Here is a 19,818-nt window from a genome sequence, read left to right as displayed (position 1 = left end):
GGTCCCCATGAGGGACCCCATGGAGGTTATTTCCTTGGCTGCTGCGCGCAACGCATCTTCCACCACCACACCCAAGAACGGACGAAACTTCTCTCGTCTCTCGTTCGCCAAGATCACCGACACCCTCACCGTTCCAGATCTCCTCGCACTGCAGACGGAGAGCTTCGACTGGCTGGTCGGAAGCGACGCGTGGAAGGCTCGCGTCGCCGAAGCCGAGGCGCAAGGTCGTCAGGATCTGCCGGGCAACAGCGGTCTGGAGGAGATCTTCGAAGAGATCTCTCCCATCGAAGACCTGAGCGAGACCATGCAGCTCTCGTTCACCAACCCCTTCCTCGAGGAGAAGAAGTACTCCATCGACGAGTGCAAGGAGAAGGGCAAGACCTACTCCGCACCGCTCTACGTCGAAGCGGAGTTCATGAACCACATCACCGGTGAGATCAAGACTCAGACGGTGTTCATGGGCGACTTCCCGCTGATGACCGAGAAGGGCACGTTCATCATCAACGGCACCGAGCGTGTCGTCGTGTCCCAGCTCGTCCGCAGCCCCGGCGTGTACTTCGAGCGCACTGCCGAGAAGACGAGCGACAAGGACATCTACTCGGCCCGCATCATCCCGAGCCGTGGCGCATGGCTCGAGTTCGAGGTCGACAAGCGCGACCAGGTGGGTGTGCGCATCGACCGCAAGCGCAAGCAGTCCGTGACGGTCTTCCTGAAGGCCCTCGGTCTGACGAGCGAGGAGATCCTGCAGGAGTTCAAGGGGTTCACGTCCATCGAGCTCACCTTGGAGAAGGACACCATCCTCACCAAGGAAGAGGCCCTCAAGGACATCTACCGCAAGCTCCGTCCGGGCGAGCAGGTGGCAGCAGAGGCCGCCCGCGCACTGCTCGACAACTACTACTTCAACCCGAAGCGCTACGACCTCGCCAAGGTCGGCCGGTACAAGATCAACCGCAAGCTGGGCCTGGATGCCCCGCTGTCGGACTCCGTGCTGACCCCGCAGGACATCATCAAGACCATCAAGTACCTGGTGGCCCTGCACGACCCGACGGCTCCCAGCGTCAAGCAGCTTGGTGAGAACACCTACGCGATCGACGGCGTTCGTGCGGGCAAGCCCGCAGACATCCGCCTGGATGTCGACGACATCGACCACTTCGGAAACCGCCGCATCCGTGCGGTCGGCGAGCTCATCCAGAACCAGGTGCGCACCGGCCTCAGCCGTATGGAGCGCGTGGTTCGCGAGCGCATGACCACGCAGGACATCGAGGCGATCACGCCGCAGACCCTGATCAACGTGCGCCCCGTGGTCGCGGCGATCAAGGAGTTCTTCGGAACCAGCCAGCTGTCGCAGTTCATGGACCAGAACAACCCGCTCGCGGGTCTGACCCACAAGCGTCGCCTTTCGGCGCTGGGCCCTGGTGGTCTGTCCCGTGATCGCGCAGGTGTCGAGGTGCGTGACGTTCACCCGTCGCACTACGGCCGCATGTGCCCCATCGAGACGCCTGAAGGCCCGAACATCGGTCTGATCGGCTCGCTGGCATCCTTCGCGCGCATCAACTCGTTCGGGTTCATCGAGACGCCGTACCGCAAGGTCGTGAACGGCAAGGTCACCGACCAGATCGACTACCTGACCGCGTTCGAGGAGGACGACTTCATCGTCGCCCAGGCCAACGCCCCGCTGAAGGCGGACGGCCACTTCGCCGAGGACCGCGTTCTGGCCCGCCAGAAGGGCGGCGAGGTCGACCTCGTTCCGGCCGACCAGATCGGCTACATGGATGTCTCGCCGCGCCAGATGGTCTCGGTGGGCACCTCGCTCATCCCGTTCCTCGAGCACGACGACGCGAACCGCGCCCTCATGGGTGCGAACATGCAGCGTCAGGCGGTGCCGCTGCTGCGCAGCGAGTCGCCGAACGTCGGAACCGGCATGGAGGGTTACGCAGCCATCGACGCCGGGGACGTGCTCACGGCCGAGAAGGCCGGCGTCGTCGCGGAGGTCTCGGCGGATGCCGTCACCATCCAGCTCGACGAGGGCGGAACGCAGACCTACTACCTGCGCAAGTTCGACCGCTCCAACCAGGGCACGAGCTACAACCACCGCGTGATCGTCAACGCCGGTGAGCGCATCGAGGCAGGCGAGGTCATCGCCGACGGTCCCGCGACGGAGAACGGCGAGCTCGCGCTCGGCAAGAACCTTCTCGTGGCGTTCATGCCGTGGGAGGGCTACAACTACGAGGACGCGATCATCCTCAGCCAGAACCTGGTGAAGGACGACACCCTCTCCTCGATCCACATCGAGGAGTACGAGGTGGATGCCCGCGACACCAAGCTGGGCAAGGAAGAGATCACGCGCGACCTGCCGAACGTCAGCCAGGAACTGCTGGCCGACCTCGACGAGCGCGGCATCATCCGGATCGGTGCCGAGGTGCGCCCCGGCGACATCCTCGTCGGCAAGGTCACCCCGAAGGGCGAGACCGAGCTGTCGGCCGAGGAGCGCCTGCTGCGCGCCATCTTCAACGAGAAGAGCCGCGAGGTGCGCGACACCTCGCTCAAGGTTCCCCACGGTGAAGAGGGCACGGTCATCGGCGTCAAGGTGTTCGACGCGGTGGATGGCGACGACGAGCTCGGAAGCGGCGTCAACCAGCGTGTCGTGGTCTACATCGCTCAGAAGCGCAAGATCACGGCGGGTGACAAGCTCGCGGGCCGCCACGGCAACAAGGGCGTCATCTCGCGCATCCTGCCCGTCGAAGACATGCCGTTCCTCGCGGACGGCACGCCGGTCGACGTCATCCTCAACCCGCTCGGCGTTCCCGGCCGCATGAACTTCGGCCAGGTGCTGGAGATCCACCTCGGGTGGGCCGCCAAGCAGGGCTGGAAGGTCGAGGGCAACCCGGACTGGTCCGGACGCCTTCCCGAGGTCGCACGTGAGGCGGCGCCGAACACCAAGGTGGCGACGCCGGTGTTCGACGGTGCGCTGGAGGAGGAGATCGCAGGTCTGCTCGATTCCACGCTGCCGAACCGCGATGGCGAGCGTCTGATCGACCACAGCGGCAAGACGCAGCTGTTCGACGGCAGGAGCGGTGAGCCGTTCCCCGAGCCGGTCTCGGTGGGCTACATGTACATCCTGAAGCTGCACCACCTGGTCGACGACAAGATCCACGCGCGTTCGACCGGACCGTACTCGATGATCACCCAGCAGCCGCTCGGTGGTAAGGCGCAGTTCGGTGGTCAGCGTTTCGGCGAGATGGAGGTGTGGGCCCTCGAGGCGTACGGCGCTGCCTACGCACTTCAGGAGCTGCTCACCGTCAAGTCCGACGACATCCTGGGCCGCGTGAAGGTCTACGAGGCCATCGTCAAGGGCGAGAACATTCAGGAGCCGGGCATCCCGGAGTCCTTCAAGGTTCTGATCAAGGAGATGCAGTCGCTCTGCCTGAACGTCGAGGTGCTCTCGGCAGACGGCACCCCGGTGAGTCTTCGCGACACGGATGACGAGGCATACCGTGCGGCGGAGGAGCTCGGCATCAACCTGTCCAGCCACTTCGAGTCGTCGTCCATTGACGACATCTGAAGCCAGCCAGACCTTCTGACGAACTTTTCTTACTAGGAGAGAAATTGCTCGACGTAACAACTTTTGACGAGCTGCGTATCGGCCTGGCCACGGCAGACGACATTCGTCGTTGGTCTCACGGTGAGGTCAAGAAGCCCGAGACGATCAACTACCGCACCCTGAAGCCGGAGAAGGACGGTCTGTTCGGTGAGCAGATCTTCGGACCCTCCCGCGACTGGGAGTGCGCGTGCGGCAAGTACAAGCGAGTGCGCTTCAAGGGCATCGTGTGCGAGAGGTGCGGTGTCGAGGTCACGAAGTCCTCGGTGCGCCGTGAGCGCATGGGCCACATCGAGCTCGCCGCTCCCGTCACGCACATCTGGTACTTCAAGGGCGTGCCCTCGCGCCTCGGCTACCTGCTCGACATGGCGCCGAAGGACCTCGAGAAGGTCATCTACTTCGCCGCCTACATGGTGATCGACGTGGACGAGAAGGCTCGCCACGAAGACCTGCCCGGCCTCGAGAACGAGCTGCGCCTCGAGATCAAGGCGCTCACCGACCAGCGCGACGCCCGTGTTGCCGAGCGCCTGGCGAAGCTCGAGACAGACCTCGCCGCCCTGGAAGAAGAGGGCGCCAAGGCCGACCAGAAGCGCCGCACCCGCGACGGCGCCGAGAAGGAGATGTCGCAGGTCCGCAAGGGCTTCGACGAAGACATCGCCCGTCTCGAGCGCGTGTGGGAAGGCTTCCGCACGCTCAAGGTCGGCGACCTCAAGCCAGAGGATGCCGACTTCAACGAGCTCGTCGACCGTTACGGCCTGTACTTCACGGCCTACATGGGGGCAGAGGCGATCAAGCGTCGCCTCGAGGCGTTCGACCTGCAGGCCGAGTCCGAGCTGCTCCGCGACCAGATCGCGAACGGCAAGGGACAGAAGAAGATCCGCGCGATCAAGCGACTGCGCGTCGTCTCCTCGTTCCTCGCAACGGGCAACTCGCCCGCGGCCATGGTGCTCGACGTCGTTCCGGTGATCCCGCCTGAGCTGCGCCCGATGGTGCAGCTCGACGGTGGCCGTTTCGCAACGAGCGACCTGAACGACCTGTACCGTCGCGTGATCAACCGCAACAACCGTCTGCGCCGCCTTCTCGACCTCGGGGCTCCCGAGATCATCGTGAACAACGAGAAGCGCATGCTGCAGGAGGCCGTCGACGCGCTGTTCGACAACGGCCGCCGCGGTCGTCCCGTCACGGGGACCGGCAACCGTGCCCTGAAGTCCCTGAGCGACATGCTCAAGGGAAAGCAGGGTCGCTTCCGCCAGAACCTGCTGGGCAAGCGCGTCGACTACTCGGGCCGTTCGGTCATCATCGTGGGCCCGCAGCTCAAGCTGCACCAGTGCGGTCTGCCGAAGGACATGGCGCTCGAGCTGTTCAAGCCGTTCGTCATCAAGCGGCTGATCGACCTGCAGCACGCGCAGAACATCAAGGCCGCCAAGCGCATGGTGGAGCGCGCGAACCCGCAGGTGTGGGACGTGCTCGAGGAGATCATCCGCGAGCGCCCCGTACTGCTGAACCGTGCGCCTACGCTGCACCGTCTGGGCATCCAGGCCTTCGAGCCGCAGCTCGTCGAGGGTAAGGCCATCCAGCTGCACCCGCTCGTCTGCGCCGCGTTCAACGCGGACTTCGACGGCGACCAGATGGCTGTGCACCTGCCGCTGTCGGTGGAGGCCCAGGCCGAGGCGCGCATCCTGATGCTCGCATCGAACAACATCCTGAAGCCGTCCGACGGCCGCCCGGTGACCCTGCCCGCACAGGACATGATCATCGGCCTGCACCACCTGACCACGGTCAAGCAGGGTGCGACGGGTGAGGGCCGTGCGTTCTCGTCGGTCTCCGAGGCGATCCTCGCCAAGGACCAGGGCTCGCTCGACCTGAACGCCAAGGTGCGCATCCGTCTCACGGGTCTGTACCTGGCGGAAGAGGATGCCCCCGAAGGCTTCGTGCAGGGCGGAACCGCTCTTCGCGAGACCACGCTCGGTCGTGCGATCTTCAACGAGACGCTGCCGGAGGACTACCCCTGGGTGGAGGCCGTCGCCGACAAGGGCAAGCTCTCCTCGATCGTGAACGACCTGGCCGAGCGTTACCCGAAGGTGGAGGTCGCCGCCACGCTTGACCGCGTGAAGGATGCCGGCTTCTACTGGGCAGCGCGCTCGGGCGTCACCGTCGCGCTGAGCGACATCGTCACCCCGCCCTCGAAGAAGGAGATCATCGCCTCCTACGAGAAGAAGGCGGCGAAGGTTCAGAGCGAGTACGAGAAGGGTCTGACCACCGAGGCTGAGCGCCGCCAGGAGCTCATCAAGATCTGGACGGATGCCACCGACGAGGTCGCCAAGGCCATGCGCGAGAACTTCCCGGAGCACAACACCATCAACCGCATGGTGTCGTCCGGGGCTCGTGGTAACTGGCTGCAGGTGCGCAACATCGCAGGTATGCGCGGTCTGGTGAACAACCCGAAGGGTGAGATCATCCCGCGTCCGATCATCTCGAGCTACTCAGAGGGTCTCTCGGTGGCCGAGTACTTCATCGCGACGCACGGTGCCCGCAAGGGTCTGGCCGACACCGCTCTTCGTACCGCCGACTCGGGTTACCTCACGCGTCGTCTCGTCGACGTCTCGCAGGATGTCATCATCCGCGAAGACAACTGCGGAACGACGAAGGGTCTTGACCTCTCGATCGGCGCGCGCAACTCCGAGGGCGTGCTCATCCGCGACGAGAACGTGGAGAACTCCGTGTTCGGCCGCAGCCTGTCCACCGATGTGGTGGACGAGAAGGGCACGGTCGTGGCCGAGGCCGGTGAGGACGTCGGTGACGTTCTGATCGAAAAGCTGATCGGGGCGGGCGTCGAGACCATCCGGGTGCGCTCCGTGCTGACCTGCGAGTCCGCAGTCGGCGTCTGCGCGCAGTGCTACGGCCGCTCCCTGGCCACGGGCAAGCTCGTGGACATCGGCGAGGCCGTCGGCATCATCGCGGCGCAGTCCATCGGTGAGCCGGGTACGCAGCTGACGATGCGTACCTTCCACACGGGTGGCTCGGCATCCGCCGACGACATCACGCAGGGTCTTCCCCGCGTGCAGGAGCTGTTCGAGGCACGCACCCCGAAGGGTGCGTCCCCGATCGCCGAGGCCGCAGGCCGCGTGCGCATCGAGGACACCGAGAAGGCCCGCTACGTCGTGCTCACCCCCGACAACGGCGACGAGGAGCACCGCTACCAGGTGCTCAAGCGCTCGACGCTGCTCGTCGAGGACGGCGACCACGTGGAGCTCGGTCAGCAGTTCATTGTCGGCACGGTCGACCCCAAGGAGGTGCTGCGCGTGCGTGGCATCCGCGCGGTGCAGGAGCACCTCGTGGGCGGCGTGCAGGGCGTGTACCGCTCGCAGGGCGTGCCGATCCACGACAAGCACATCGAGGTCATCGTGCGGCAGATGCTGCGCAAGGTGACCGTGGTGGATCACGGCGAGACCGACCTGCTGCCAGGTGAGTTCGTCGACCGCGCGAAGTACAACGAGATCAACCGTGCTGCGCTCGCCGAGGGCAAGAAGACGGCATCCGCTCGCCAGGAGGTCATGGGTATCACCAAGGCCTCGCTCGCGACGGAGTCGTGGTTGTCGGCCGCGTCGTTCCAGGAGACCACGCGTGTGCTCACGCAGGCCGCCATGGAGGGCAAGCGCGATCCGCTGATCGGTCTCAAGGAGAACGTGATCATCGGAAAGCTGATCCCTGCGGGCACGGGTCTCACCCGTTACCGCAACGTGACGGTCGAGCCCACCGAGGAGGCGAAGGCGGAGCGTTACCCGAACCGCATCTTCACCGACGACACCGTGTTCAACGAGAACGATCTGAGCTTCGTCGACTTCGACAGCTTCAGCTCGGACGACTACACCCCCGGTACCTACAACTGACCAAGGTGAGAGCGAAACGAGCTTGCTCGTTTCGCCGAACCGCGGGAAGTTGTGAGCCGCGAAGCGGCGATACAACTGATTGAGGGAGGGGAAAGCAAGCTTGCTTGCTTTCCCTGCGAGGCAACCGCCTCACCGGGACACGAGGAGCCCCGCGCCATCACGGCGCGGGGCTCCTCGTCATTTCCGCTGCATGCCTGCGCAACGGTGGATCCGCACTCTTCCTGCCCCCTGCGGTGTGCCTAGCGCAAGCCCGTTGCGGCCGCTGCTACCGTGGCGCAAGCTGTCGAGCGGCTCAGCCGCGAGCACCGCGACAGGTGACTGAGCCTGATGGGCGGCGAAGCCGCGAACATTGCAGGGGGCACCATGAGCAACGAGACACCGCACGGGTCAGGCGCGGACGAGACGCGTAAGCCCGTCGAGCAGCGACCGGTGGACGAGGACGCACCGGAGTCGACCGATGCCGCCGGTGGGGAGCTGGACGATTCCGCGCCGGCCGAGACGAGGCGCATCGACGAGGTGCCGACGGATGCCGGTGAGCCGGCTTCGGGCGCACCCCTCGATGAGGAGAGCGCTGCAGAGCCGACGGGCGCTGCACAGCCGGCGTACGTCGGCGACGACACGGCCGCGTTCGACGTGATCCGTGGGAACGACGACGTGCCGGCCACCGAGAGGTCGGAGCCGACCGTATTGCCGCCCGAGCCCTCAGGCGGGGCCGCGACCACAAGCGACGACGGGACGGGGATCGGCTCAGCCGATTCCGCGGCGGCCACCGCACCGGCCGACTCCGCGCCCGCAGACTACGAGAGCAGTCACGCTCGGTACGGCGAGCCAACGCCCGCCGATGCCGGTACGCCGCAGTACGGAAGCACTGCAGGCGAGACCGCGCCCACCGGGTATGGGGACGCCGAGCCCGGATATGCCGAGCAAGCTCCGGCCGGCTATGCGCCGAGCGAGCCGGCTCCGGCCGGCTACGCGCCCGCAGAACAGACCGCCGCAGGGTACCCGCCTGCCGAGCAGGCGCCGGTGTACGGTGCGCCAGCCCAGGCGGCTCCCGCCGGAGCACCAGCGGCCGCTCCCGTCACCGAAGAGCCGGCGGCCGAACCCGCAGCGACACAGACGAATGCCGAACCGGAGCCGGTCCCGTACGCCGCGACCGCCGCGGCCGCTACGCCTATGTATGTCACGGCTCCGACGCCGCCGAGGAGGCGGGGCAACCGGCTCGTGGGCATCCTCATCGATGTGATCGCCGCAGTCGTGTACGCCGTCGTGTTCGCGGCCGTAGCACTCGGCATCTTCGCGCTTCGCAATCCGCACACGGCCGTGAATCTCTGGGAGCGCTACCTGCAGACGGCCGGCTTCTGGGCTCCCGTCGTGGTGTTCTTCCTCGTCTACGCGCTCGTCATCGCGATCGTGAACCGCGCCGGATGGTGGGCGCACGTCATCGGGTCGTTCGTCGTCGGCGTCGCCGTGTACTTCGGCTACGTTGCCGGCGCGCTGGTCACGGTGCAGGCGTGGACCCTGAAGACGAGCGAGGTGAACCAGTTCCTCGGGACCCTCTGGGTCAGTCCGCTGACCATCGCGGCTGCCGTGGTGGCGCGCGAAGTGGCGATGTGGTTCGGCGCCTGGATCGCAGCCCGTGGCCGCAGGGTGCGCGCGGCAAACCTCGAGGCTCAGCGCGAACACGAGCGTCGGATGGCGGCAGGCCCGGCAACACCAGCGGCCTGAGCCGGCAAAGGTCGTCCGCGGGTCAGGCAACACCTGCATCGACCGCGCGCCATCGCGGGCCGGCCTGGGGAGCAGGCGGTCGAGCGAGCACCGGCGCGCGTGAGTATCGGCGGTAGTCTCCAGGCTAGGCAGCAGCATCCGATCATGGAATTCCGTCGTTACGCAGCAACTCTCGCCGTCTTCGCGACGGCCCTGTACGCCGCGCTGCTCATTGCGGCGCTCGGTGTGCTCAGCGTGCTGCTGAATCGGGACGTGATCGACGAACCGGATGCCGGTCCCCTCGCCGGTCCCATCGCAGCGGGTGCAGCGGCGGCGGTGGTCTTCGTCGTGCTCCTGGTGCGCGCGCGGCGGAGCGAGCGGCGGGCGCATGACATCGCGATCGGCCCCGCCCTGCTGGCCGGCATCGGCTCATACGTGGCGTACACCGTCGCGGGAGGCGTGGTCGTGGCCGTCGCCGATCCGTACCGATTCGTTCCCTTCGCGGTCGCGCAGCTCATCGGTCCGTTCGCGGCCGCGGCGGGCATCCTGTCTGTCGTCGTCGTGCTGCTGGACATGATCGTGCTGTCGTCACGTTTCGACGAGCGTGGCCGGCCGCGATGGCCCTGGGAGAAACGCGGCGACTGAGCGTCGGCGGCGTGTCGCTGCTCGCGCGTTCCGCTTCGCTGGGCCTCGCGCGTTCCGCTTCGCTGGGCCTCGCGCGTTCCACTTCGCCGGACGTCGCGCGTTCCGCTGTCACAAAATGCGGATGTCCCGGGTTGCGACCCGCATTATGTGACAGCGGAGTGACGGAGACGGGTCCGCGAAGCCCATCGGTGTCAGCGAGGGCGGCGGCCCTGTGGAGACGGACCGAGGCCGTCGCCCGGGATGCGGCATGGTTCCTGACATGCGCAGGTCGTCGATTCCGCCCGAGTTGGGGCGCATCTTCACGTCCGCTGCGGCCCGGGATGCCGGCGTAGCGGCATCCCGTCTTCGCGCACGCGACCTCGACTCACCATTCCACGGCGTACGTGCCATCCCGTTGCCCGACAAAGCAGATTCGGTCGAGCTTCACGTCGAGGAGCTGGCCCGCAGATATGCCGCGCGCATGGCCGAACACGAGTTCTTCAGCCACCTGACGGCGGCGACGATCTGGCGGCTGCCACTGCCGCCTGGGTCCCTCGATCCCAACGTGGTGCACGTGAGCGTTGTGGCGCCGAGGCGTGCTCCGCGTGCTCGAGGTGTGGTCAGGCACCAAGCGCGAGCTGCAAGCACGACCGTGTGCGAGCATCCTGACTCGGGTCTGCGTGTGTCGAGCCCGGCATCGACCTGGGCCAGCGTCGCCGCAATTCTCGTGCATCCGTACGACGTCGTCGCCGTCGCGGATGCCGTCGCGCGCGTGCCACGAATGCCCGGCGGGTTTTCGCGGGCTCCCGCGTCGCCGCTCGGCACCATTGCGGAGCTGCATGACGCCGCGAACTCAGGGCGACGGGTCGGCGGCGCAGCGCTGCGCGCCGCGTTGCCCTTGGTTCGTACGGGCGCGTCGTCGCGACCCGAGACGTGGACGCGACTCACACTTGTCGCCGCCGGCCTGCCGGAGCCCGAGCTCGATCACGATGTGTTCGATTCGCATGGAACCTTCCTCGCCTGCGTCGACATGGCCTACCCGGCGCTGCGGGTTGCCATCGAGTACGAAGGCGATCACCATCGGAGCGATCCGGCCCAGTGGGCGAAAGACGTGGACCGCATAGACAGGCTGGCCGAGCGCGGGTGGCGGGTGATCAGGGTCACGCCCAGACTGCTGTTCCGTCACCCAGAGGAACTGGTCGGCGGGTGCGCTCGGCCTGCGACTCAGCGCGGTAGCCCACGCCGGCGCCGCAGGCCCGGCCAGCGCGCATCCCGTCCGTTGGAGTCGCGCGCGTTCGTGTTGCCCTTCCGCTGTCACAAAACGTGGGTACGGCGGAGGAGGACCCGCATTTTGTGACAGCGGAACGCCGGTAGACGGCAGCGGATGCAGCGGATGCAACGGATGCAACGGATGCAACGGGTGCTTCGAGCGTTCGAAGAGGGATTTGCCCTCACTCTTGACAGCGCAAGTACTATATCTGTTACAGTACTCGACATGGAAGACAACACCGGCTCCGGCGGGCACCCGTCCGGTGCGCATCCCTCCGGCGGCCCAGACGCCGAAGACGCGAGCGGCGGGCAGCGGGGCGGCCAACGGGAGCCGCTCGGGGCATCCGCTGCGTTCGCGTCCGATCTGCTGCGTGGGCACACCGACACGATCGTGCTCGGCGTGTTGCAGCGCGGAGACGGCTACGGCTACGAGATCCACAAGGCGATCCGCGACGCCGCGGGCGGTGAGTACGAGATCAAGGAGGCGACGCTGTACGCCAGCTTCCGCCGTCTGACAAAGGACGGACTCATCGAGCCGTACTGGGGTGACGAGACCCAGGGCGGTCGCCGCAAGTACTACCGCATCACCGACGCCGGCCGCGCTGTCTATCGACGCAACGTCGAGGACTGGCTGGCGACGCAGCAGATCATCAACAGACTCCTGAATCTGAAAGGGGGCCGCTCATGAGCGCCCGTGACCAGGGAGAGCTCGACGCGCGCCTCGATGAGGCGTTCCGACGCTTTCCCGACACCGACGAGCTCCACGACCTTAAAGACGAGTTGCGGGCGAGCCTGGCGGCCCGCGTCGCCGAGTTGGAGGCATCCGGTTCTGGCCCCACCGCTGCCGTGACCGCAGCCTTCGACGAGCTCGGCGATCTTGCCCAGCTCGTCGCGGAGGTGACGGGTGAGCCGGTGTCCGCAGCAGACCCCGCACCCCCAACGGATGCCTCGCGAAAGCCGACGGATGCCGCCTCCCGCGCGAGCGACGCGTTCGAGCTGCTCCGCCGCCACAAGGTGCGTCCTCGGCCGTTGTTCGTGGTGCGCACCGTGGTGCTCGCGGTCGTCGCCGCGGCGGGACTCGCGCTGACAGTGTTGGCGGCACTGGGCATCCTCGGGTGGCCGCTCGCCGCATCCGTCGCAGTAGCCGTCGTGCTGCTCGCCGCACCCGTGGGCGTGATCGTCGGGGACGGAACGCACCAGGAGACCACCACCAACTACCCGCTGCCCGGCCGGCGTGCCGTAGGCTACGGCGCCGGCGCATTCCTCGGACTGGCCGGGCTCGCCCTCGCCGGTCTGTTCTTCGGCACCATGCGGGACGTGTGGCTGCTCGTGGTCGCGGCGCCTCTCGTCGTGATCTCGATCGCCTGGTTCAGCTATCTAGGAGCCACGCAGACGAACCGCAAGAAGCCGTGGGCGGCCAGACTCCGTACCGAATACGCCGGTTACGACGGGGGCGACCGCTTCAGCAAAGACCCGGCAGCCGCCGCGAGGTTCGGCATCTACACGGTCGTGATCATGGTGCTGTCGATCGCCGGGTTCGTCGTGCTCAGCCTCACTATCGGATTCCTCTGGTCGTGGCTGGCGCTCGTCGCGGGGTTCGTCGTCTTCTTCCTCGTGCTTGCGCGGATGCTCTTCGTTCCCGAACACGGTTCCGCCACCGCCCAGCGCTCCACCCACAACTTCACTTCAGACGACAAGGAGAGCCGGTCATGAACGACGTAACGGCATATCAGGCGGCAGCCGCGCGCATCGCGGTCGATGTCGCAGACCTCACGAAGACCTACCGCGGCGCACGTCGTGCACCCGTTCACGCGCTGCGCGGACTGACCTTCCAGGTGCCTGCGGGCATCGTGTTCTCGATGCTCGGCCCGAACGGCGCAGGCAAGTCCACGACGACGAAGATCCTCACGACGCTCAGCCGCCCGAGCGGCGGATCCGCACGCATCGACGGCATCGACGTGGTGCGGCGGCCGGCCGAGGTGCGTCAGCACATCGGCTACGTGTCGCAGGGCGCCAGCACCGACCCCCTGCTCACCGGAACGGAGAACCTCGTGCTCGCCGGCCGACTGCGGGGCATGAGCTCCGCGGATGCCAGGGCGCGGGCATCCGCTCTGCTCACCGAGTTCGGCCTGGCCGAGGCAGCGCACCGCCCGGTCGGCAAGTTCTCCGGGGGCATGCGCCGAAGGCTGGATGTCGCGGCCGCGCTCGTGCACGCACCTCGCGTGCTCTTTCTCGACGAGCCCACGACCGGCCTCGACCCCGAGGCGAGGGCCGCGATGTGGGCGGAGATCCGCCGGCTGTCGGCCGAACGCGCGATCACGGTCATCCTCACCACTCACTACCTCGAGGAGGCGGACCGGCTGGCAGACGACGTCATGATCATCGACCACGGCACCAGGGTCGTGAGCGGCAGTCCTGACGAGCTGAAGGCATCCCTCAACGGTGACACCCTTCGGGTGGCTTTGATCGAGCCGGACGTCGAGTCGGTACGCGCCGCCACCTCCCGGGTTGCTGGGCTGCGTGACGTCGTCGTCGAGTCGCAGGGCACGAGCGGCCAGCTGGTCGCCCGCACCGACGACGCATCGGCCGCCGTCGCGCCCACCATCGCGGCACTCGAGGCCGCGGGCATCGTGTTCGGCGCCGTGTCGGCATCCCGCCCGAGCCTCGACGATGTGTACCTGCACTACGCGGGCCGCTCATTCGACACCGCGGATGCCTCGACGAGCGCAGACGAGGCGGCATCGGGAACCCAAGCGGGCGGCCGCAACGACATCATCCCGAACGGAGAAGCAGCATGACCACCACGACAATCGCCGCGGCAACGCGCGGCGTGCCGGCGCATCCGGTGCGGGCCGGATGGCTCACCCAGGCGGCGCAGATCACCGGGCGCTGGCTCACGAACACGAGGAGGCAGGTGTGGGGCGCAGCGTTCTCGCTTGTGCAGCCCATCGTGTGGATCCTGCTGTTCGGCCAGGTCTTCTCGTCACTCGGCAAGCTGCCCGGCTTCGGCGACACGGGTTACGCGACCTTCCTGGTGCCCGGAGTGCTCATGATGACCGTGCTCTACGGCGGCGCGTGGGCGGGGACCGGCTACATCGATGACATGAAGTCGGGTGTGATGGACCAGCTCCTCACCGCGCCGGTCGCCCGCACGGCGATCATCACGGGTCAGCTGGTGCAGCAGCTCGTCATCTGCCTCGCGCAGTCGATCGTCGTGCTCCTCATCGGCTGGCTGGGCGGGGCGAGCTACCCGGGCGGCATCGGCGGCATGGCGCTCGCGCTGCTGGTGGCACTACTGCTCGGCGCCATCTTCTGCTCGCTGTCGACGGCCGTCGCGCTCACCGCGCGCAGCCATGTCGCTCTCATCGGCATCTCGCAGATCGTCGTGCTGCCTGCCACGTTCCTGTCCAGCACCATGATGCCGGCGTCGCTCATGCCGGAGTGGGTGCAGAACGTGTCGAAGTACAACCCCATGACGTGGTCGGTCGACCTCGCCCGCAACACCCTCGCGGGCACCGTCGACGCCTCCGCGTTGTGGCACGTCGGGGGGCTGCTCGTGCTCGGCGTGCTGGCCTACATCTGGTCCGTGCGTGCGCTGCGGGCATACCAACGGTCGCTGTAAACGCCTCGGCGCCTGTGCGCCGGTTAGGGTAGGGAAGCGTCGCGGGGCGTGGGCTCCGCGACGCTTCCCGTCCGTGGTCCAGCGCGGCCAGGCCCCAGGAGTCCAGCAGCATGCGCCTCAAGCTCACGCTCAAGCGGCCTTCGGGCGCGCCGGCCGACATCGTCGTCACAGCGGATGCCGCCGCGAGCATCTCAGAGATCGCATCGGCGATCGCGCGCCTCGATCCCGAAGGCGCTTCCTCGGCGCAGGCATCCGGTGCACCAGCGGCCGACGGTGTACCGCTGACGCTGCGCGCGACGCTCCCTGGCCAGTCCGAGTCGGTGCCGCTGCCGCCCGACGTGCCGGTCGGGGAGGCTTGGATCGCCAGCGGGGCGGTCGTGCAGTTGGCACCAGCAGACATCCATTACGCGCCAAAGGAGGTCGGCAGCCGCATCCAGGTTGCGACTCTCGCCGTGCTGAGCGGTCCGGATGCCGGCAACAGCTTTCCGCTCATGCTCGGCACGACGGTGCTCGGCCGCGACCAGGGCTGCGACATCGTGCTGCACGACGACCTGGTCTCCAAGCGTCACGTTCGCTTCGAGACCTCGGACGCCGTGGAGGCCGTCGATCTGGGCAGCGCGAATGGCATCGTCGTCGACGGCGGCATCGTCCCTCGGCTGCGCATCAAGCGCGAAGAGACGCTGCTCATCGGCGACTCCGAGGTGAGGATCACCGTCACGCATCCGGACGTGGCAGGCATGGTGCCGAAGGCCGGCCCGGTCTTCTTCAATCGTTCGCCCAAGGTGGAGGTGCGCTACGCCGGCCAGGAATTCGCGGCACCCGAGGTGCCAGCGGAGCCGGAGCCGCAGCCGTTCCCGCTCCTGGCCATGATCGCGCCGTTGCTCGTCGGCGGCCTGATGTTCGCGTTCTCGCAGCAGATCACGTCGCTGTTGTTCATCCTCATGTCGCCCGTGATGATGGTGGGCAACTCGCTCACGGAGAAGACGCGCGCGAAGCGCCGGCTGAAGAAGTCGGTCGCGGAGTTCGACGAGCGCCTGAGCGGTCTCGGCGAGGAACTCGACGCGGAGCTCGCGAAGGAGCACGAGCTGCGCACCAAGGAGTCGCCGTCGACCGAGGATGCCTTCAACCAGGCGATCCTGCGCGGACCGCTGCTCTGGACTCGCCGACCCGAGCACTGGTCGTTCCTCAACGTTCGCCTCGGTGTCGGGCGCATGAAGAGCCGCAACGCGATCAAGACGGGCGGACGCGGCGAGATCCTCAAGGCCTACCAGGAGCGCCTCGACGAGGTCGTCGGCGAGCACGAGACGATCGGTCAGGTGCCGATCGTCGACAACCTCTTCGACTCCGGCGCGCTCGGCATCGCCGGATCGCCGCACCAGGCCATCGGCAGCCTCAACTCGATCATGGTGCAGCTCACGTCGCTGCATTCGCCGGCCGAACTCGCCGTTGCCGCCGTCGTCTCTCCGCGCTGGTCGGCCGAGCTGGAGTGGCTGAAGTGGATCCCGCACACCTCGAGCCCGCAATCGCCGATCGGGGTCGGTCATCTCGCCGACAGCGCTTCCAGTGGCGCCACGCTCGTCTCGGCACTGGAGGGCCTGATCGAGTCGCGTTCACAGCCGGGGTCGGCCCAGCGCCGCGGCGCCATCGAGGCCGACCAGGCGAAGCTCGACCGCGGCTCAGAGGTAGGCAAGGGGCAGACGGTGCAGGGTACCCAGGCCCCCATTCCCGCCATGGTCGTGCTGATCTCGGATGACGCCGCGGTCGACCGCGCCCGCCTCGTGCAGGTGGCGGAGCGGGCGGCGGATGCCGGTGTCTACCCCATCTGGATCGCCGACGACGTGCCCGCCCTCCCCGCCGTCTGCCGCACCTACCTCGAGCTGGGAGACGAGCAGGGCACTGGGCGCGTCGGCTTCGTGCGTCTCGGCGAGGTCATCGACGACATCGTGACCGAGGCCGTCGACGGCCGCCAAGCGCTCGAGTTCGCCCGTCGGATGGCCGCCGTCATCGACGCGGGCGCGGTCACGGCCGATTCCAGCGACCTGCCTCGATCCATCTCGCTCGTCACGCTGCTCGGCCACGACCTCGTCGAGTCGAGCGACGCGGTGGTCGACCGCTGGAGACAGAACAACTCGGTGCACGACCGCAGCGGCGCAGCCCCCGTTCCCCGTCGGGCGGGAACCCTGCGGGCGACCGTCGGGTCGGGGGGCATCGACGCCATGCACCTCGACCTGCGCACCCAGGGTCCGCACGCGCTGGTCGGCGGAACGACGGGATCCGGAAAGTCCGAATTCCTGCAGGCCTGGGTGCTCGGCATGGCCGCCGAATACAGCCCAGACAGGGTCACCTTCCTGTTCGTCGACTACAAGGGCGGATCCGCGTTCGCCGACTGCGTGAACCTGCCGCACTGCGTCGGCCTGGTCACCGATCTGAGTCCGCACCTCGTGCGGAGGGCCCTGACGAGTCTGCGCGCGGAGCTCAGGCACCGCGAGCACCTGCTGAACCGTAAGAAGGCGAAAGACCTTCTGGAGCTCGAGCGGCGCGGAGACCCCGACAGCCCGCCTGCGCTCGTGCTCGTGATCGACGAGTTCGCCGCGCTCGTCGGCGAGGTGCCGGAGTTCGTGGACGGTGTCGTCGACATCGCCCAGCGCGGCCGCTCCCTCGGCATCCACCTCATCATGGCCACGCAGCGGCCGGCCGGTGTGATCAGGGACAACCTGCGCGCGAACACCAACCTGCGCGTCGCGCTGCGCATGGCGGACGAATCGGACTCCACCGACGTCGTCGGCATCAAGGATGCCGCCCACTTCGACCCAGGCATCCCGGGAAGGGGCATGGCGAAGACCGGTCCCGGCCGGCTCACCCTGTTCCAGTCCGGCTACGCGGGAGGGTGGACGACCCGGGAACCGGAGCGGGCGGGCATCGACGTTGCGGAGCTTCGGTTCGGCGGTGAGGTGCGCTGGGAGGACCCGGCGGCGCCGGATCCGGATGCCGACCTGAAGCGCGACCCGGGCCCGACCGATCAGCAGCGTCTCGTGGCATCCATGATCGATGCGCAGCGGGTTGCGGCGATCCCGGCTCCGCGGCGCCCATGGCTCGACGAGCTGGCGCCGGCATACGACCTGAGTCTGCTTCGGCAGCGGACCGACTCGGAGCTGCTGCTCGGCGTCGCCGACGTGCCTGAGCTGCAGGAGCAGGTGCCCATCTATTTCCAGCCGGATGTCGACGGCAACCTCGCGGTCTACGGAACGGGAGGCTCCGGCAAGTCCACGGTGCTCCGCACACTCGCCTGCTCGGCGGCGATCACGCCGCGGGGCGGTCCGGTGCAGGTCTACGCGCTGGATTTCGGCGCCGGAAGCCTGCGGATGCTCGAGCAGCTGCCGCACGTCGGCGCCGTCGTCAAGGGCGACGACATCGAACGGGTCGCGAGGCTGTTCCGCATGCTGCGGAAGGAGCTGGAGGATCGATCGGCGCGCTTCGCCGCGGCCAACGCATCCAACATCACCGAGTACCGCGCACTCGCGGCACAGCCAGATGAAGCGCGCATCCTGCTCCTGATCGACGGCTTCCCGAGCTTCCGTGAAGACTTCGAGGCGATGGGCAACCGCGCGCAGTGGTACGACATCTTCCGCGACATCCTCACCGACGGACGGCAGCTGGGCATACACGTCGCGTTCACCGCCGATCGAGGCGGCGCGGTACCCAGCTCGGTCTCCGCGAGCGTGCAGCGGAACGTCGTGCTGCGACTCGCCGACGATGACGGGTACCGCATGCTCGACGCCCCGGCCGACGTGCTCTCCTCAACGTCGCCCGCCGGCAGAGCGATCGTGGACGGCCTGGAGACGCAGATCGCCGTGCTCGGCGGCTCTTCCGTGGTGTCCGAACAGTCCGCCAATGTCGCCAAGCTCGCCGAGGCCATGAACCGGGCCGGCGTGAAGCTGGCTCCGGAGGTCGGATCCCTGCCCGTCGAGTACCCGCAATCCTCGCTGCCCGACCGAGTCGGGGATGCGCCTGTCCTCGGCGTCGGTGAGACCGACCTCGTGCCGGTCGGCTTCGACCCCGTCGGTGCCATGGTGCTCTCCGGTCCGCCGGCGAGCGGACGAACGACCGCGTTCATCGCGATGGCTCGCTCGTTGCGACGCTTCGACCATGCGGCGCGTCTTTACTACATCGGCAATGCGCGGTCGGTCGCCTCGCGCGAGTCGATGTGGGCCGAGTGTGCCACCACGGCGGAGGCCGCGGACGCGCTCGCGGCCAGGCTGAGCGCATCCGTGCGTGAGGAGGGCGGCACCCGCATCGGCGTCTTCATCGAGTCGATTGGCGACTTCTCGCAGTCGGCCGCCGACTCATCCCTGACCGAGCTCATCAAGGCGGTCAACCGCAGCGACCATTTCCTTCTTGCCGAAGGCGACCAAAGCGGGTGGGCATCCAGCTGGGGGATGATCGGCGAGGCCAAGTCGAGTAGGCGCGGTCTCCTGCTGCAGCCGGAGCCGACAGACGGCGACATCATCCTGAATACCCCATTGCCGCGTGCGGCTCGCAGCGAGTTCCCTCCCGGGCGTGGCGTGTACGTGGCGCGTGGCGCGTTCGAACGAGTGCAGCTGCCTCTTCCGTGAGCATGGGGAGTCCTCCCCATTCCGGCCCGTCGCCTTGGCTGGCTAGCATCGGTCCTGTCAGTCGGTTCGGATCGAGCGGGCTGATGGCTTGAAGGTTTTCGTGTCGCTCGTGCATCCTCGTGCCCGGGTGGTACGGAGTTTCGTTTCGTCCTGCGTTCAGCAGGCAACTTGGAATAGGGGATATCCATGTCTTCTCGTGTTTTGTCGACGGAGGCCGCGAAGGCGGCGATCTCGCAGATTCAGACGATCATCAACGGCGGGCTGACGGACCAGATCAGCGCTCTGGACGCCCAGGGCAAGATCCTGTCGGAGCCGAACAACTGGGACGGTCCTCTGGCCGAGACGTTCCGCAATGACACGTGGCCGAGCACGAACACGGCGCTGAAGAACGCGATTCAGAAGCTGGACGAGCTTCATCGTGAGCTGAAGACGATCTCGACCAACATCTTCACTGCCGGTGGCGGCAACTGAGTCATCGCGGAGTGTCGGCCCGAAACA

At 67.3% G+C, this 19,818-nt stretch carries 11 protein-coding genes; all 11 read left to right on the top strand.

Annotation, left to right across the window (positions count from 1 at the left end):
- Positions 1–34 precede the first annotated feature (34 nt).
- The 11 genes from rpoB (at position 35) to ACO2Q7_RS07545 (ending at position 19,791) form a co-directional block, all read left to right on the top strand.
- Positions 35–3,562 (top strand): DNA-directed RNA polymerase subunit beta, encoded by a 3,528-nt coding sequence (gene rpoB, locus ACO2Q7_RS07595; RefSeq protein ID WP_423354995.1) that lies wholly within the window; start codon positions 35–37, stop codon positions 3,560–3,562.
- Between the two features lie 44 nt (positions 3,563–3,606).
- Positions 3,607–7,488, top strand: a complete 3,882-nt coding sequence (locus tag ACO2Q7_RS07590) for a DNA-directed RNA polymerase subunit beta' (RefSeq protein ID WP_423354994.1) — start codon at positions 3,607–3,609, stop codon at positions 7,486–7,488.
- Between the two features lie 363 nt (positions 7,489–7,851).
- On the top strand, positions 7,852–9,213 hold the full coding sequence (locus ACO2Q7_RS07585) for a hypothetical protein (protein WP_423354993.1): 1,362 nt from the start codon (positions 7,852–7,854) through the stop codon (positions 9,211–9,213).
- A gap of 144 nt (positions 9,214–9,357) precedes the next feature.
- On the top strand, positions 9,358–9,837 hold the full coding sequence (locus ACO2Q7_RS07580; RefSeq protein ID WP_423354992.1) for a DUF6121 family protein: 480 nt from the start codon (positions 9,358–9,360) through the stop codon (positions 9,835–9,837).
- Positions 9,838–10,096: 259 nt separating this feature from the next.
- Positions 10,097–11,173: an endonuclease domain-containing protein gene (locus tag ACO2Q7_RS07575; protein WP_423354991.1), complete on the top strand. Its 1,077-nt coding sequence runs from the start codon at positions 10,097–10,099 to the stop codon at positions 11,171–11,173.
- A gap of 138 nt (positions 11,174–11,311) precedes the next feature.
- Positions 11,312–11,773 (top strand): PadR family transcriptional regulator, encoded by a 462-nt coding sequence (locus ACO2Q7_RS07570; RefSeq protein ID WP_423354990.1) that lies wholly within the window; start codon positions 11,312–11,314, stop codon positions 11,771–11,773.
- Positions 11,770–12,798 carry a permease prefix domain 1-containing protein gene (locus ACO2Q7_RS07565; protein ID WP_423354989.1) on the top strand — a complete coding sequence of 343 codons (1,029 nt, stop codon included), beginning with the start codon at positions 11,770–11,772 and terminating at the stop codon, positions 12,796–12,798. Before ACO2Q7_RS07570 ends, ACO2Q7_RS07565 begins: the two co-directional genes overlap by 4 nt.
- The gene (locus ACO2Q7_RS07560; RefSeq protein WP_423354988.1) at positions 12,795–13,883 is read left to right on the top strand and encodes an ABC transporter ATP-binding protein; all 1,089 of its coding nucleotides are present in this window, start codon (positions 12,795–12,797) and stop codon (positions 13,881–13,883) included. Before ACO2Q7_RS07565 ends, ACO2Q7_RS07560 begins: the two co-directional genes overlap by 4 nt.
- Entirely contained in the window at positions 13,880–14,707 is an 828-nt protein-coding gene (locus ACO2Q7_RS07555) for an ABC transporter permease (protein WP_423354987.1), read from the top strand. The genes ACO2Q7_RS07560 and ACO2Q7_RS07555 overlap by 4 nt, the downstream gene beginning before the upstream one ends.
- A 110-nt stretch (positions 14,708–14,817) precedes the next feature.
- A complete protein-coding gene (locus tag ACO2Q7_RS07550; RefSeq protein WP_423354986.1) occupies positions 14,818–19,320 on the top strand; it encodes an FtsK/SpoIIIE domain-containing protein in 4,503 nt (1,500 codons plus the stop codon).
- 186 nt (positions 19,321–19,506) lie between these two features.
- On the top strand, positions 19,507–19,791 hold the full coding sequence (locus ACO2Q7_RS07545) for a pyrophosphorylase (protein WP_423354985.1): 285 nt from the start codon (positions 19,507–19,509) through the stop codon (positions 19,789–19,791).
- The last annotated feature ends 27 nt before the right edge of the window (positions 19,792–19,818 follow it).

The sequence above is a fragment of the Rathayibacter sp. KR2-224 genome (genome assembly GCF_049446075.1).
Classification (GTDB): domain Bacteria; phylum Actinomycetota; class Actinomycetes; order Actinomycetales; family Microbacteriaceae; genus Humibacter.
This window is presented reverse-complemented; position numbering and strand designations above follow the sequence as displayed.

Excerpts from the sequence above, each read along its gene's own strand:
- ACO2Q7_RS07580 (WP_423354992.1), top strand. The coding sequence starts at position 9,358 with ATGGAATTCCGTCGTTACGCAGCAACTCTCGCCGTCTTCGCGACGGCC.
- ACO2Q7_RS07560 (WP_423354988.1), top strand. The coding sequence starts at position 12,795 with ATGAACGACGTAACGGCATATCAGGCGGCAGCCGCGCGCATCGCGGTC.
- ACO2Q7_RS07575 (WP_423354991.1), top strand. The coding sequence starts at position 10,097 with ATGCGCAGGTCGTCGATTCCGCCCGAGTTGGGGCGCATCTTCACGTCC.
- ACO2Q7_RS07585 (WP_423354993.1), top strand. The coding sequence starts at position 7,852 with ATGAGCAACGAGACACCGCACGGGTCAGGCGCGGACGAGACGCGTAAG.
- ACO2Q7_RS07550 (WP_423354986.1), top strand. The coding sequence starts at position 14,818 with ATGCGCCTCAAGCTCACGCTCAAGCGGCCTTCGGGCGCGCCGGCCGAC.
- ACO2Q7_RS07555 (WP_423354987.1), top strand. The coding sequence starts at position 13,880 with ATGACCACCACGACAATCGCCGCGGCAACGCGCGGCGTGCCGGCGCAT.
- ACO2Q7_RS07545 (WP_423354985.1), top strand. The coding sequence starts at position 19,507 with ATGTCTTCTCGTGTTTTGTCGACGGAGGCCGCGAAGGCGGCGATCTCG.
- ACO2Q7_RS07570 (WP_423354990.1), top strand. The coding sequence starts at position 11,312 with ATGGAAGACAACACCGGCTCCGGCGGGCACCCGTCCGGTGCGCATCCC.
- ACO2Q7_RS07565 (WP_423354989.1), top strand. The coding sequence starts at position 11,770 with ATGAGCGCCCGTGACCAGGGAGAGCTCGACGCGCGCCTCGATGAGGCG.